This window comes from Rhodococcus sp. 14-2483-1-1, from assembly GCF_002259335.1.
Classification (GTDB): domain Bacteria; phylum Actinomycetota; class Actinomycetes; order Mycobacteriales; family Mycobacteriaceae; genus Rhodococcoides.
This window is the reverse complement of sequence record NZ_NPFX01000005.1, coordinates 197,906-212,762: the sequence shown is the minus strand read 5'-3', so window position 1 is coordinate 212,762 and position 14,857 is coordinate 197,906. Positions and strand designations below refer to the sequence as shown.

The window sequence follows — 14,857 nt, the reverse complement described above, 5'->3', positions numbered from 1 at the left end:
GAGTGTGGGTCAGTGGCCTGCAGCAGCAGACCCTACCGTCAACGACTCGCCTCGGTCGGAGCTCGATACTCGACGCACCAGCGCGTCGAGTGCGACGACGCCGGCACCCGCGGGACGGATTGAGACCGGGTTGATCTCGGCTTCCAGCACGTCTGTATGGGACACGGCAAGCTCGGAGACCGCAACGATGGTGGCTGCGAGAGCATCCAGATCGCCTTCCGGAAGTCCCCGGTAGCCGGTGACCACCGAAAGCCCCTTGACCTCACCGATCATCTCGTGAGCGGTCTTCGTGTCGACCGGTGCGAGGCGAACCGAGGAGTCAGCGAAAATCTCGGCCAGCACGCCTCCGGTGGACAGTACGACCAACGGGCCGACGTCAGCGCTGACGCGGTATCCCACCAACGCGTCGGCCAAGCCGCGAGGGGCCATCTGCTGCACGAGAACCCGGTCGACGACGACATCGGGCTGGTGCTCGCCGACGCTGGTGACGATGGATCGAGCAGCGTCGCGCACACCCTGGTCGTCGACCACGTTCAGCACGACCCCGCCGACATCGCTCTTGTGAGGGACTTTGTCCGACAACACCTTCACGACAGCCGGGTAAGCGAAAGGCAGGTTCAGCTCGCCCGCGAGAGAGTCGACGTCGAGTGCGACGGCGGGGCAGAATTCCACGCCGAGCGAACCGAGGAGCTCGCCCGATGCCTTCTCGTCCAGGACGGCGGTCGGTGCCGATGCGTCGACAGCGAACCGAGCTCCGTTCCCGATGGACGCCGGAACGCGACCGTACGTGGCTGCGATGACGTCGGCGCACGACTCCGGAGTGCGGAAGGCCGGGACGCCGGAGGTGTTGAGAAGTGCTGCGGCGTCGGGTGCTTCGGGCAGAGTGAAGGCAACGATGGGCACCGAGTGGTTACCCCGCTCGGAGATCGCCTGCACGGCGAGTTCCGGGTTCAGCCGGGCCGAGGAGCCGATGACGAACACGATCAGATCGAATTCGCCACTCTCCTGCATTGCGTCGAGAGCGTTGGTGACGATGTCGTGTCGTGCGCCGGCCAAGCCGAGATCGGCAATCAGGCTGTGCGGGATGGTGGCTCCGCGCTCTGCCATCGTGGCGACGAGATTCTCACTGGGTCCCGCGATGGTGAGTCCGCGCAGCGCGAGCTGGTCGACCATGATTGCTGCACCGCCGCCGGTGGTCGTCACTACGCCGACTCGAGGGGAGACGGGCGTGGGGGAGACGGGGACGCGTCGCAGCAGGCCGGGTGCTTCGACGAGAGACTCGAAGTTGTAGACCCGAGCGAAACCGCAGGCGCGGAAGAATGCCTCGGACTCGCTGTCCTCGCCGGCGAGTGCTCCGGTATGCGAAACAGAAAGTGCCGCAGCTTCATCCGATCGACCGAGCTTGTAGACCGCGACCGGCTTGCCCGCGGCAGCGGCGGCCTGAGCGAACGACGCGAGGTCTTCCGAATTGCGCAGCGACTCCATGAAGAGGGCGAATGAGGTGACGCCGGGATCGGCAACCATCGACTCGCATAGTGCGCCGAGGGACAGGTCGGCTTCGCCGCCGGTGGAGACCAGTCCGGCGAATCCGATTCCGCGACCGCGAGCGCGGCTGACTAGAGATCCGATGACGCTGCCCGACTGCGACGCGACGAAGATACCGCCGGCAGGGATGTCCGGTTCGCCGAATGCGGCGTTACCCGTGAGCATGACACCAGTGCGTGGGTTCACCACACCCAGGCTGCTCGGTCCGATGACTCGCACGTCGCCCTTGGCCGCGGCCGCACGCAGACGGTCCTCGCGTTCGACGCCCTCGGGGCCTTCCTCGGCAAATCCCGACGAAAGAACTGTGGCGGCAGTGACGCCGAGTCGAGCGCACTCGTCGACGGCAGAGATCGCCGCTTCCGCGCCGGTCATGATGTAAACGTGCTCGGGAACCTCGGGCAGGGCGGACAGGCTGGGCCATGCCTTTTCGCCCTGGACAGTCTCCCTCGTCGGGTTGATGAAGTAGGCGTTCCCGGTATATCCGGCCTGCGCCAGAAATTGCTGCGGACGGGCAGTCGTCTTCTTCGGATCGTTGGATGCCCCCACGATCGCAATCGACTTCGGGTCGATCAGTCTCTGGGCGAACGACCGAGTGCCGTCGGGATCGTTGCGATGTTCGTTCATGGGCTCAACTCCTGGGAGCAATGGGCGGTCGTGGCTTCGGACAGCACGCCTGATGGTGGTGCAGACCACTCGACCGAGGCTGCATGATCTACGTTACACACTCTATAGAGTACTGTCTATCAACATGAGTTCGAGCAGTGGCGATGACGAGGACGCCGAGAACGGCGACAACACGTCCGTCGCGGGCGTGACCAACCGAGAGGATCTGGTGAACAGGCTTGCCGTCGAGCCGTGTCGGGCGCCTGACGATCGACTCGGTCGCACAACCGCGAGCTTCGTGGGGAGACCCGTCGAGGGGTTCACGCAGCGAACATTCGGCGGACACCTGGTTGCGCAGGCTGTGCTTGCAAGCGCTGCGACAGTCGAGGATCCCGAACGCGTAGTGAACTCTCTGCACGCGTACTTTCTCACCTCGGGCTCGCACGAACACCCCTTGCGCTACGACGTCGACGCCGTGCGAGACGGAAGGTCTTTCTCCATCCGAGAAACCACGGTGATCCAGAACGCTCGTAAGCTCACCAGGATCTCGGCGTCGTTCTGTGTGCCCTCTGCGATCGGTATTTCTACCGCCGCGGAAGCCGTTGTGGATCCAGCAGTCCCGGCCCCCGAGACGCTCGAGCCGCTGAATCGGCGTCGTCGTCTCGGTCTGCCGGCCGACGGCATCAAGCTTCCGACTCGCCGGCGTTGGGAGACGGCGTCTCGGCCGGTCGATATCCGGTACATCGACGACTCCCAACGGCGCTGCTTCTGGTTTCGTACCGCAGCCGTCCGCGGTGTCCATCAAAACGTCCACCGGGCGATCCTGGCGTTCGCAAGTGATCGGTCGTTGCTACCCGCCATCGCACACGCACGCGGAGATCTGGCCGGGGCCCACACCATGCGCACGGCGAGTATCGATCACTCGATGTGGTTCCATGCCGACGTGCGGGCCGGCGATTGGTATCTCTACCTTCAGGACTCGCCATTTCACACTCCCAGATCCGGTCTGGCGCGGGGGTCGATCGTGGACGAGAGGGGTCGCCCGGTCGCTTCCGTGGCGCAGCAGGGCCTGATCCTCGAGTAGTTGTCGCGATCAGCCGTGAGGTTGGGTCGGTGCGTGGCTAGTGTCGGAGCATGACCGCTCCTGACGCATCGAACCTGCACCCCATTCCCGGGCAGCCGAGGGTGGTGCTGTTGAAGCCGTTGATTTCCAGCCCGCTCATCGACATCGGCGAGTACACGTACTACGACGATCCGAAGTTCGCCGAGCAATTCGCGACCCGAAACGTTTTGCATCACTACGGACCCGATCGATTGATGATCGGGAAGTTCTGCGCCTTGGCCACCGGAGTCACATTCATCATGAATGGGGCGAACCACCGAATGAGCGGTGTGTCCACGTATCCCTTTCCCATCATGGGTGGTGCCTGGTCCGAGTACTCGGATTTGGTGTCCGATCTGCCGTCGCGGGGAGACACTGTGGTGGGCAACGATGTCTGGATGGGCGGCAACGTCACGGTGATGCCGGGGGTGCGGATCGGGAACGGGGCAGTGATCTCCACCGAAGCCGTTGTCACCAAGGATGTTCCGGATTACGCCGTCGTCGGTGGCAATCCCGCCCGTGTGCTCCGAGAACGGTTCACAGCGGGCGAGATTCGGACTCTGCTGGACATTGCCTGGTGGAACTGGCCCATCGACTCGATCACCGAACACATCCGCACGATCTCCGATGGGTCGGTGGCCGACCTCGCTGCGGTGGCAGCGCGATTCGACTGAGTAAGAGTCGACTACCAGCCGCGACTTCTATACCCCTGCATGTGAATTCGAGTCGACCGGTGCCGGTGTGTTGCGGGTGTCGACGCTCGGGTGCTGATCCTGCACGCGCGCGGCCATGGCAATGCCGATCTCGCTGATTTCGACACCGAGGTCCTCGCGAGTTCTGGAATCCGACTCGTACACAAATGTTGTCGATCCGACTGTAGCCCCGCAGTATTCGACTATGCCGCGCTCGATCTGCGTGCGGAACGCGTCGTGCACGCGATGGCGTTCGAAGCTCTCGGCGTCGTCGCCAGCGATAACTACCAGGTGGACGGTGAGTCGGTCCAGCTTCTTGACGAGCTCGACTCCCGGGTTGTATTCGTACGCCCATCCGCTGACGAAGACCCGATCGATCCACCCTTTCAGCAGGGCGGGCATCGACCACCAGTACATCGGGAAGGCGAGAATCAGATGGTCCGCGCGGTCGATTCGTTCCTGTTCGGCCATGACGTCAGCAGGGGTGGTGCCGTTGCCGCGGAACAGGTTCTGATCGGCGATGGCAAAGCGGGGGTCGAAGTTCTCCGCAGCGAGGTCGGCCGTCTCGACAGCTCCGCCAGTGGTGCGGATCGCGTCCGAAATGGATCTGGCGACGGAGTGGGTGAGGGAGTCGGGATCGGAATGGGAGACTACGACAAGAGCGGTCATGGCTGGTCCTTTCGTTGAGGCAACGGCTATGTACCAAGAGTAGGTTACTATTCGTATATAGCGCAAGGAGGTCCGCGATGGCACGCACGAGACTGTCCCGATCGGACAGGTACGACCAACTGGTCGAGGTCTCGTGGGCTCTCGTCCGGGCAGAGGGGGCGGACGCGCTGACGCTGGGCCGGCTCGCCGAACATGCCGGCGTCGCAAAACCGGTGGTGTACAGCCATTTCGGCTCACGTGCCGAGCTGTTGGCGGCATTGTTCACGGAATTCGACGACCGACAGGCGGCGATGCTCGAGGCTTCTCTCGACACAGCGCCCGCGACGTTGAACGGACGCGCGAGCGCTATTGCCAATTCCTACGTGGGCTGCACATTGGCCACGGGGCGCGAGCTGACGGGAGTGCTTGCCGCGCTGGAAGGTTCACCCGAACTCGAACGGGTCAAGCGCGCATCTGAACGGGCGTACTCCGAACGATGTCGGACCATCCTCGAGCCGTTTGCCTCAGACGGTATCTCGACGCCGTCGCTCACTGCCATCTTCGGTGCCGCGGAAGCGCTGTCGCATGCGGCTGTATCGGGTGCGCTCGCTCCCGAGGAGGCAACTGGGGAGTTGGCGGAGTTGATCGTCGCGATTGTCGGTAAGGCCTGACGCGGCAGGCGGGATGGGAGTGTGAATCGGGTCGCGTCTACTGCGACGTATGCGCGTTCGTGACGGGGAACCGGTTGCGCAACACATCGAGCTGGCGATGCAACTCGTACAGGGCCCGCCTCTGAGTGTGCGCTTCCTCGCTGTGCCACACCTGACTGCGGGAATCTCCGACCCGGGACGCCTTGCGCGCACATCGCTCGGACTCCTCCACGCGAGTCGACGCCGACGCGATCTCGGCAACCAGCATGTCGGCAAACACCCGCGCCTGCGCCTCGTCCGAGCTCTCCGTCATGTGTGTCCTTTCTCGAACAGAGCTGAAGTACTCGAAAGTTCGAGTACCGAAGATGAGGATAACCGCTCCCAAAGAGACCGTCTGACCGGATTCGTGAAGATGTGGGCATCGGTGCCGGCGACTGGCTACTACGCGGCGTAGTCGATAGTAGGATTCCATTCATGTCTGCCTCGGATGGATTCGCGCCCTTGCGCGGTGCCTCCGTGGGCGCTCTGTCTGCGCTGGTCACGGCCACTGCACATACGTTCGGCGGCGGGATGTTCCCGTCCGACGCGGCGATAGTGTTGCTGGTGCTCGTCTGCACGGCGGTCGGATTTGCGACAGCGGCATCACCGACTGCAGCGGCACCCCGGGCTCAGCTGCTGGCCGTTCTGGCCACGGCGCAGGCGATCGGGCACCTGTTGCTTACTGCCGTCGACGGTCACCATCACGGATCGATGCTCACCCAGCAGATGCTCGCCGCGCACGCCGTCGCCGTCCTGGCCGGCGCACTCGCCATTCGTGGAGCCGAGCTCGGACTCCGGCGTGCAGTCACCTCGCTGCGCAGGGTTTTGCCTCTACTGGCGGCCCTCGTCGTCGACGAAAATCGCATCGCTCCGCCGCTCCCGGTGTACCGGGTCCCGGAATCGACTCTATTGCTCGACCTCTCGGGCTGCGGGAACCGCGGACCACCGGCTCGAACTGCCTGAGCACAACCCATCGTCTCACCCGCGCTGCTCGTCAGGCGTCGGTAGTGGGTTGTTGCCGCATTCGGTACCGCACATCGCACTCTTGGTGATTCACGCTGCCTCCGCGCGGCTGGTCCCGTGGGCGATGCCACCTCGCGCATATCTGCGCGCCCACTCATGCCTTCACGAAACGAGTCCTCGTGTCCACACCGGAAATGGAACGCGTCGCCGATCCTTCCCCGCCAACCCGTCCGACCAGCCCTCGCAGTTGGCGTCCGCTGATCTTGCGGCTGCACTTCTACGCGGGCATCCTCATCGCACCGTTCATCCTGATCGCCACCATCAGCGGCGGGCTGTACGCCGTCGCACCGACCATCGAACAACTCATGTATCGGGACTACCTGCACGTCGACGCCACCGGCCCGGCCGTTCCGGTGGCAGAGCAGATACGAGCAGCGCAGGCCGAACAACCCGACCTCACCGTCGCCGCCGTGCGGCCCGCCGCCGAAGCCGGCGACACCACCCGCGTGCTGTTCACCGACCCCACCCTTGGTGAATCGAAGCGCCTGGCCGTCTTCGTCGATCCCGCCACCGCGACGTCCGTGGGCGAACTGACGGTCTACGGCTCCTCCAGCGCCTTACCCGTGCGCACCTGGATCTCCGAACTGCATCGCCATCTGCACCTGGGAGAGCCGGGTCGCCTCTACAGCGAACTCGCGGCGTCGTGGTTGTGGGTGATCGCGCTCGGCGGCCTCTACCTGTGGTTCGAGCGCTATCGACGCAACCGCGACAAGGCAAAACTGTTCACCTTCGATCGTAAGTCGAAGGGCCGCAACAGGTCCTTGAACTGGCATGGCGTAGCCGGGATCTGGATAGCCGTCGGTCTGATCTTCCTGTCCGCCACCGGACTCACGTGGTCCACCTACGCGGGCGAGAACGTTACCGACCTACGCACGGCGCTGAGCTGGACCACCCCGGCCATCACTACGACCATCGGTTCGTCCGACGCGGCGACGACGGGGGATCACTCGGGTCACAGTGGTCATTCGATGGACATGTCGGCCGACGCGTCGACGGCCGAAAACAACGTCGGACGTATCGATTCGGTTCTCGACACTGCAAAGGCCAACGGTATCGACGGGGCGGTGGAGGCGTCGATCCCAGCGTCGGACGACATGGCGTTCGTCGTCGCCGAAACCCGTCAGCCCTGGGTGATGTCGAACAACTCCATCTCGATCGACGGCAGTACCGGCACGGTGATCGACACCCAGTACTTCTCGGACTGGCCCCTCGCGGCCAAGCTGTCGGCGTGGGGTATTCAGTTGCACATGGGAACGCTGTTCGGCGTGGCCAATCAGCTTGCCCTGCTTGCCCTTGCGATCGCACTGGCGTCGGTCATCATCCGCGGCTACATGATGTGGTGGAAACGCCGCCCCACCAAAGCAACCGGTCTCACCGCGGGACGCCCGCCGCTGCGTGGCGGTATTCGACGCATCTCACCGATCGCGGCGGTCGTACTGACGGTGGTCGCGGTCGGGGTCGGCTGGTTCGTCCCGCTCCTCGGGCTGAGCCTGGTGGCCTTCCTCGCCATCGACGTCGTGCTCGGCTCGATCCGTCGAACGCCAACCAGAGCCGCCAATTCTGCTGCTTCCCAACACGAAAGCGAACTATCTTGAAACTCTCCCGACGTACCTCGACGATGGTGGCCGCACTGTCGGTCACCGGTCTGATCCTCACCGGATGCTCCAGCAACGAGCCGGCTGCCGCGGCGAAGGAATCCGATTCCGTCGTTGTCCGCGAGCAATGGGTCAAAGCGGCCGACTCCGGTATGACGGCAGCCTTCGCCGAACTACAGAACACAGGCGACTCCGATGTGCACGTGGTCGGCGCATCGTCACCGGCATCGAGCCGAACGGAACTGCACGAGATGGCAACCGGGGCAGACGGTGCGATGGTGATGCGTCCGAAGGAGGGAGGCTTCGTCATTCCGGCGGGCGGCACGCATGTGCTTGCCGCGGGAGGCGACCACCTGATGTTGATGGATGTGACATCTCCGCTGACTCCGGGAGCCGACGCGGACTTCACCCTCGAATTCGAGGATGCGTCGACGACGACGTTCACCGCGCAGGTCAGGGACTTCTCCGGCGCCCAGGAGAACTACGAGCCCGGCACCATGAACATGGACGGGTCGGCGACCCCTGCGCCGGCGCACGGTGGCTGAGAACGAGAACCGGTCACCACGCTCGATGAGCCGGCGACGCCTCCTCGGAGGAGGCGTCGCCGCGCTCGGCGTCGCGGGCGTGGGAGCCGCGACCGGTTACGGAGTCATCGGCAACCGAGTGGACGAGACGACCACCGGAACCGACACGGTGCCGCACCACGGCATGCATCAAGCCGGAGTCGATACCGTTCCGCCGCAGGCGCACTCGACGTTCGTCGGGTTGAACCTGCAGGATCGCGTCGGGCGCGACGAGCTGATCGGAATACTGAAAGTCTGGACCGAGGACATCGGACGGCTGACAGCCGGTGCGCCCGCGCTGGCCGACACCGAGGCCGAACTTGCGCTTCGGCCTGCTCGCCTGACGGTGACAGTGGGACTCGGCCCCGGTGTGTTCGATGCGATCGGTATGCCGGATCGACGGCCGTCGTGGCTGGCACCGCTCCCGGCGTTCGGGATCGACCGTCTGGAGCCAGGATTCACCGGAGGCGATCTGTTGCTGCAGGTGTGCTCGGACGACCCTGTCACCGTTGCGCACGCTGTGCGGGTACTCACCAAGAACGTTCGCTCGTTGGTGACGATCGCCTGGGCACAGCGCGGATTCCGGCGATCGCGGGGCACCGAGCAATCGGGGACCACAATGCGGAATCTGATGGGGCAGGTCGACGGCACGGTCAATCCAACGGCCGGGAGCACGGACTTCGATGCTCTGGTCTGGGACGACGGTAGCGATCAGCCCTGGATGAAACACGGAACGTCGATGGTGTTGCGGCGCATCCGAATCGAGATGGACACCTGGGACGAGCTGGACCGACCCGGCCGCGAACTGTCGGTGGGGCGAACCCTCGACACCGGTGCCCCGTTGACCGGAACCGCCGAGTTCGACGAGGCCGATTTCGATGCGACCGATCGATTCGGAATTCCGGTGATTCCACCGTCGTCACATATTGCGCGTGCCCGGCACACGCGCGACGGGGAACGCATCTTCAGACGGGCCTACAACTACGACGACCCACCGGCTACGGGGTCGCTGTCGAACACCGGCCTGCTGTTCGCGAGCTATCAGCGTGATGTGCTCACCCAGTTCCTGCCGATTCAGCAGCGCCTCGACGAATTCGATGCGCTGAACGAATGGACCACGCCGATCGGGTCTGCAGTGTTCGCGATCCTGCCGGGAGTGGCCGAAGGTGGTTATCTGGGGCAGACCTTGCTCGGGTGACCGTGACCCTCTGCTTCAGAACGCTGTCGCCAGGGCGACGCCGAGTGCGGTCAACGTGTCGACGAACTCGGCTTCGGTGAATGTCAGAGTGCCGCGCAGCCACCGGTCGAGAAGTTCGGTCGTGCCGGCGACCATCAGTACGGTGGCTGCTTCGGCGCGTGGGTCTCCGGGATCTGCGTCGAGCACTTCTCGCATCAGTAGCGGGGTGAACTTGTCGACCATCTGCCGGCGTCGGGCATCGAGTGCGGGGTTGGCCGATGCCGCGGTGTACAGCAGGGAGGCCCGTGGATCGGCGGTGAGAGCGCGTACCAGGGCCGCGGCGGTGTGCGCGACGCGGTCCTCCGCCGATCCATGTTGCTGCTCCAGCTCGTTCAGCGCGGTTCCCACGGTATCGATCACGTCGTCGAGGGCGGAGACGAGGATGGTGTCGCGATCTCCGAAGCTCTCGTAGAAGTAGCGCTTGGAAAGGCCGGCCCGGGCGCAGATGTCGTCGACCGTGACGGTGGAGACACCGGACTCCGCTACCGCGTCGAGGCACGCTTCGAGCAACTTCTCACGCCGTTCACGTCGGCGTTCGTCGGCGGCGACGCCTCGGTACGGACGGACGACGGGCGGCATGACTACATCTTGACACGAAGATGTGCTCAGTTGTGCGCGGTGAGCCGAGAACGGGAGTCCGGCCGCTGGACCGGCGTCAGAGCGTTGTCGACGCTCGACAGCGCCAGGCCCATGCCGGTGGTCATTCCTATGCCGGTGGTGACGGTGACGATGTGCACGCGATCGAGGGGTTCTTCGAGCAGAAACTCCGAACCCGGTGCCGAGCAGTACGTGCCCTGCCACCGTTCGGTGACGTCGACGCGGTCGACTCCGAACAGTGACTTCGCTTCCGTGAGCAGCACCTCGAACCCCTCCTCGTTTTGAAACGGGGACGTGGTGATCTCGCGAACATGTGTGTCACCCAACAGAATCGACCCATCGGGCTGCGGGGTGTACATCTGGTGCAGATCGAGTTCGACGTAGTCGGGGTGGTCGGCCTGCAGGCGAGCGGCGACGTCTGCGACGGCGGGAAGGTTCTCGAAGCCCGAGTACCGGAGCAGCGACCAACCGGTGAACAGCGGCGAGGGGAGTGGTGCGCGCACTGGGAGGGTGGCGCGCATCATGTGCAGACGGCATCGCACCAGTCCGCCGCGTTCCGCGTACTCGGGGAACAGTCGATCGATGTCGTGGTTGACGGTGACGAACGTGGTGCCTGCGTGCAGGTCGCCGCGCGAAGTGTGGACGATGCCCGGAGCGAACGACGTTGCAGCGGTGCGCCAGTGGAAGTCCACCCCGCAGTCGGCGAGCCAGCGCGCGATGGCCGGCGCGGCGGTACGGGGGTCCACCTGAACGTCGGTCGGCATGTACAGGCCACCCACCACATCGGTGTCGGCAATCGGGAGCCGGTCCAGCACCTCGCGTCGGCCCAACAACACCGTGTGGTCGGGGCCGCGCAACTCGGCGAACTGCTCGAGTACTGCGAACTCGTCCTCGTGGCGGGCAACGCAGTGTGTTCCCGATTCCGCAGCCCAGAAGCCCGCTAGGCGAGCAAGCTCGAGCCAGTGACTGCGACCGGCTCTGGCGTACTCGAGCGCGTCACCGGATTGCGCTGTGATGCAGGCGTGTCCGAAGTTCTGTACCGACGCGCCCGCGACCCGGTCTGCATGATCGACCACTGCCACGGTCAGGCCACGACGGTGAGCGTGGTACGCGTGGGCGAGGCCGACGATCCCGGCCCCGACGACCACGACGTCGTATTTCGTGGTCATCTCAGGCGTCCATGACAGCGGTGAAGGTCATTCGGTCTCCGCGATAGAGCGAACGTCTGTGCTCGATGGGACTGCCGTCGGTGTCGTAGGAGACGCGGCCGAGCAGGAACATCGGTGTCCTCGTGTCGACGGTGAGGAGCGCGGCTTCTCTGGCGTCGGGGAGGACGGTTTCGATGGTATCGACGACGCGTCCGAACGTGATTCCACGCGTGCGTAATTCGGCATACAGAGACGTTCGGTGATCGAAGCTGTCCGGTAGTCCTGGAATCCGATGCGCAGGGATGCGGGTCGTTTCCAGGCCCACTCGGACGTCGCCGGTGGTGAAGACGCGCTCGAGTTGCACCACCTCTGCACCGACGTCGATTCCGAGCAGATCCGCCAGGGCGTCGTCGGCGCGGAACGTATCCCAGCCCACCAGGATTCGGGTTGCGCTCATGCCTTTCTCGCGCGCTGCCTCGGTGTACGAGCCGATGGCGAGCGGCAGTACGACCTTGGGCTCGGCCACCACCGTCGCGCGCCCACGACGCTCGATTCGACCGGCTACCAACAGTTCTCGGATGGCCTGGCGCAGCGTCTCGCGGGAGACGTCGTATCGATCGGCGAGATCACGTTCCGAAGGAAAAGCGTCGCCTGCGGACATGCCGTCGAGCATCGCATCGAGACTTCCGCGCACGATCTGGTGCTTGAGCACCCGGGGTTCGGTGGTCACAACCATGATCCGACCATAGCACCAATTGGTCTAGACCTTATTGTTGCGCGACGTTCACGATTCGTTCACCCGAGTTCCACGCAATGGTCTATACCAAACGGCAGTCTCTTCCTCATGCCGAACTCCACCACCTCGAACACCAGCATCGACATCGAACTCGTCGTCCTCGACATGGCAGGAACGACCGTCACCGACGACGGCCTCGTACTCGATGCATTCGACGCCGCGGCGACGGCCGTCGGACTCGCGACAGACGGACCCGAACGTGACGACGCCCGACGCTACGTACTCGACACCATGGGGCAGTCGAAGATCGAGGTGTTCCGGGCATTGTTCGGATCCGAGGATCGCGCCCAGGCCGCCAACCGGGAATTCGAGTCTGCCTACGACGCGCGCATCGACGACGGCATCGCGCCCGTTCCGGGTGCAGCCCAGGCCATCACGAAGCTTCGTGAATCCGGCATCAGAGTCGTACTGACAACAGGGTTCTCGGCACCGACACAGAAGCGCATCATCGACACACTCGGCTGGCAGGATCTGCCCGACGCATTCCTCGCGCCCGGTGATGCCGGTCGTGGCCGGCCGCACCCCGATCTCGTCCTGTCTGCTGTGTTGCGCGCCGAGGTCAGTGACATCGCAGCCGTTGCCGTCGTCGGCGACACCTCGAGCGACATCCTGTCCGGTCGCCGCGCCGGCGCATCAGTACTCGTCGGTGTGCTCAGCGGAGCTCACTCCGAGGACCTTCTGCGCGAGGCAGGCGCGACCCACGTGCTCGAGAGCGTCGCCGATCTTCCCCCCATCGTTCTGCCGTGAACACTCACTCGACCCAACCTCACCGAACGGAAACCATTGCCATGAACACCACCTCTCGCCGTCGTGCCGTGACCGCCGCGGCCGTACTGTCTGCTGCAGCTCTCGTCGCTGCCGGGTGCTCCAGTTCGTCCGACGGAGCCACCACCGAGCAAGGGTTTCCCGAAACCATCACGCTCGCTGCGATTCCCGCCGAGAACTCGACCGATCTGAAGGCCAGCTACGATCCGGTGATCACACGGTTGGAGAAGGAGACCGGTGCGAAGGTCGAGTTCATCCAGGCCTCCGATTACGCCGGTGTGGTCGAGGGCCTCATCGCAGGCAACGTCGACATCGCATTCTTCGGCCCGTTCGCCTACGTCGTAGCCGGCATCAACGGGGCCGAGATGACGCCGCTGGGAGCCGTCGTCCAGGACGAGGGTGGCAAGCCCGGCTATCAGTCCTACGGAATCGCCCGGTCCGACAATGCGTCGGTGAACGGTCTTGCCGATTACGCAGGCAAGAATGTCTGCTTCGTCGACCCCAGTTCGACATCCGGATTCCTCTATCCGACAGCAGGACTGATCGAGGACAACGTCATCGCCTCGGGTTCGGAGGCCGACATCTCGGCCGCCATGACCCCGATCTATGCCGGCGGGCACGATGCATCGGTACTTGCTGTGAATGCGGGCGATTGCGACGCCGGATTCGCGTTCGACACCATGGTCGACCGGACGATGATCGACAACGGCGAGATTGCACCCGGCGAGCTGAAGACCGTCTGGAAGTCCGATACGATCGCCGGTTCGCTCTTCGCGGCCAACGACGATCTGGGTACCGACGCCATCGCGAAACTTCAGGACGTGTTCAGCGAGGGTATGAACTCGGATGCTTTCGTCGCCGACGGCATCTGCGCCGAAGAATGCCGCATCACCGACGAGGATGCCTGGGGCGTCGTACCGGCGCAGGACAGCGACTACGACGGTGTGCGCAACGTCTGCGAGATCACCGCCTCCGAGAAGTGCAAGGGCTGACGATGTCCACTTCCTTGGACAGGGCCGACGTGGTCGTCAGCGTCCGCAACGTCACCAAGACGTTCGGGTCGACCACCGCGCTTGCGGACGTCAACCTCGATGTGCACCGCAGTGAAATGCTGGTGCTGCTCGGGCTTTCGGGCTCCGGCAAGTCGACGCTACTGCGATGCATCAACGGTCTGCATCCCGTCACCTCGGGCAGTGTCACCGCACTCGACATTCGAGTCGATCTGGCCAACCGTCGCCGGGTGCGCGAACTGCGCAGAGATGTCGGCTTCATCTTTCAACACTTCAATCTCGTCGGTCGGTTGAGTTGCCTCGAGAACGTACTCGTGGGAGGCATCGGCCGCCTGTCGATTCCGCGCTACGGAGCACTCACCTACCCGAAGGTGATGCGAGAAGAGGCTCGGGCCTGTCTCGACCGAGTCGGATTGGCGGACTTCGCCGAACGCCGCGCCGACACTCTGTCGGGCGGGCAGCAGCAACGGGTGGCGATCGCACGCACCCTGATGCAGCGACCGCGGATCGTGCTCGCGGACGAACCCGTCGCATCCCTCGATCCCGAGAATGCGGGGGTGGTCATGGACCTGTTGCAGCGAGTGTGCAGCGAGGAGAAACTGACGGTGGTGTGCACACTGCATCAGGTCGATCTCGCGCTCGGTTGGGCGCACCGACTCGTGGGTCTCCGAGACGGTCGGGTGGTGCTCGATCGCCCGGCAGCAGGGCTCGAGCGCGAGGACATCATGCCGATCTATCAGCGGATTGCCCCCGACGCCGGGAACAGGTCCGCGGTGGCACCGACGTGACCGTCACCTTCGAACCGAGGCCCACGAACGCTGCAGTACAGAACGATCCGCGGCGA

General features: G+C 64.4%; 16 protein-coding genes. 10 read left to right on the top strand and 6 right to left on the bottom strand.

The features are described from left to right. Positions 1-9: 9 nt before the first annotated feature. Positions 10-2,169, bottom strand: coding sequence for an acetate--CoA ligase family protein (locus tag CH294_RS04540; RefSeq protein WP_094737106.1), 2,160 nt, complete (start codon positions 2,167-2,169; stop codon positions 10-12). Between the two features lie 124 nt (positions 2,170-2,293). Between CH294_RS04540 and CH294_RS04535 the strand changes: the two genes are divergently transcribed. Both CH294_RS04535 and CH294_RS04530 read left to right on the top strand, forming a co-directional pair. After that, a complete protein-coding gene (locus tag CH294_RS04535) occupies positions 2,294-3,232 on the top strand; it encodes an acyl-CoA thioesterase domain-containing protein (protein ID WP_094619538.1) in 939 nt (312 codons plus the stop codon). A 50-nt stretch (positions 3,233-3,282) separates the two neighbouring features. Beyond that, on the top strand, positions 3,283-3,924 hold the full coding sequence (locus tag CH294_RS04530; RefSeq protein WP_094737105.1) for a CatB-related O-acetyltransferase: 642 nt from the start codon (positions 3,283-3,285) through the stop codon (positions 3,922-3,924). A 27-nt stretch (positions 3,925-3,951) separates the two neighbouring features. On the opposite strand, the gene CH294_RS04525 is transcribed toward CH294_RS04530, so the two are convergent. Further along, on the bottom strand, positions 3,952-4,611 hold the full coding sequence (locus tag CH294_RS04525; RefSeq protein WP_094737104.1) for an NAD(P)H-dependent oxidoreductase: 660 nt from the start codon (positions 4,609-4,611) through the stop codon (positions 3,952-3,954). 77 nt (positions 4,612-4,688) lie between these two features. Here CH294_RS04525 and CH294_RS04520 point away from each other — a divergent pair, with 77 nt between their 5' ends. After that, positions 4,689-5,261, top strand: a complete 573-nt coding sequence (locus tag CH294_RS04520; RefSeq protein ID WP_094737103.1) for a TetR/AcrR family transcriptional regulator — start codon at positions 4,689-4,691, stop codon at positions 5,259-5,261. 37 nt (positions 5,262-5,298) lie between these two features. Here CH294_RS04520 and CH294_RS04515 read toward each other — a convergent pair whose 3' ends face one another. Further along, positions 5,299-5,553 (bottom strand): hypothetical protein, encoded by a 255-nt coding sequence (locus CH294_RS04515; RefSeq protein ID WP_094737102.1) that lies wholly within the window; start codon positions 5,551-5,553, stop codon positions 5,299-5,301. Positions 5,554-5,714: 161 nt separating this feature from the next. Here CH294_RS04515 and CH294_RS04510 point away from each other — a divergent pair, with 161 nt between their 5' ends. The 4 genes from CH294_RS04510 (at position 5,715) to CH294_RS04495 (ending at position 9,658) form a co-directional block, all read left to right on the top strand. After that, a complete protein-coding gene (locus tag CH294_RS04510; RefSeq protein WP_094608524.1) occupies positions 5,715-6,242 on the top strand; it encodes a hypothetical protein in 528 nt (175 codons plus the stop codon). 179 nt (positions 6,243-6,421) lie between these two features. Further along, positions 6,422-7,897, top strand: coding sequence for a PepSY domain-containing protein (locus tag CH294_RS04505; protein ID WP_249305041.1), 1,476 nt, complete (start codon positions 6,422-6,424; stop codon positions 7,895-7,897). Between the two features lie 23 nt (positions 7,898-7,920). Next, a complete protein-coding gene (locus CH294_RS04500) occupies positions 7,921-8,442 on the top strand; it encodes a copper chaperone PCu(A)C (RefSeq protein WP_032405980.1) in 522 nt (173 codons plus the stop codon). A 25-nt stretch (positions 8,443-8,467) separates the two neighbouring features. Continuing rightward, positions 8,468-9,658 (top strand): Dyp-type peroxidase, encoded by a 1,191-nt coding sequence (locus tag CH294_RS04495; protein ID WP_094737100.1) that lies wholly within the window; start codon positions 8,468-8,470, stop codon positions 9,656-9,658. Between the two features lie 15 nt (positions 9,659-9,673). Here CH294_RS04495 and CH294_RS04490 read toward each other — a convergent pair whose 3' ends face one another. From CH294_RS04490 to CH294_RS04480, 3 genes are read right to left on the bottom strand one after another with little or no spacing between them, the layout of a single operon-like run. Continuing rightward, positions 9,674-10,276, bottom strand: a complete 603-nt coding sequence (locus CH294_RS04490; RefSeq protein WP_094737099.1) for a TetR/AcrR family transcriptional regulator — start codon at positions 10,274-10,276, stop codon at positions 9,674-9,676. A 26-nt stretch (positions 10,277-10,302) separates the two neighbouring features. Beyond that, positions 10,303-11,463 (bottom strand): TIGR03364 family FAD-dependent oxidoreductase, encoded by a 1,161-nt coding sequence (locus tag CH294_RS04485; RefSeq protein WP_094737098.1) that lies wholly within the window; start codon positions 11,461-11,463, stop codon positions 10,303-10,305. Between the two features lies 1 nt (position 11,464). Then, positions 11,465-12,178 carry a GntR family transcriptional regulator gene (locus tag CH294_RS04480; protein ID WP_170944579.1) on the bottom strand — a complete coding sequence of 238 codons (714 nt, stop codon included), beginning with the start codon at positions 12,176-12,178 and terminating at the stop codon, positions 11,465-11,467. Positions 12,179-12,286: 108 nt separating this feature from the next. Between CH294_RS04480 and CH294_RS04475 the strand changes: the two genes are divergently transcribed. From CH294_RS04475 to phnC, 3 genes are read left to right on the top strand one after another with little or no spacing between them, the layout of a single operon-like run. Beyond that, on the top strand, positions 12,287-12,985 hold the full coding sequence (locus tag CH294_RS04475; protein ID WP_094737097.1) for a phosphonatase-like hydrolase: 699 nt from the start codon (positions 12,287-12,289) through the stop codon (positions 12,983-12,985). A 41-nt stretch (positions 12,986-13,026) separates the two neighbouring features. Beyond that, on the top strand, positions 13,027-13,995 hold the full coding sequence (locus CH294_RS04470; protein ID WP_094737096.1) for a phosphate/phosphite/phosphonate ABC transporter substrate-binding protein: 969 nt from the start codon (positions 13,027-13,029) through the stop codon (positions 13,993-13,995). Between the two features lie 2 nt (positions 13,996-13,997). After that, positions 13,998-14,801, top strand: coding sequence for a phosphonate ABC transporter ATP-binding protein (gene phnC, locus CH294_RS04465; RefSeq protein WP_094608520.1), 804 nt, complete (start codon positions 13,998-14,000; stop codon positions 14,799-14,801). Positions 14,802-14,857: the final 56 nt, after the last annotated feature.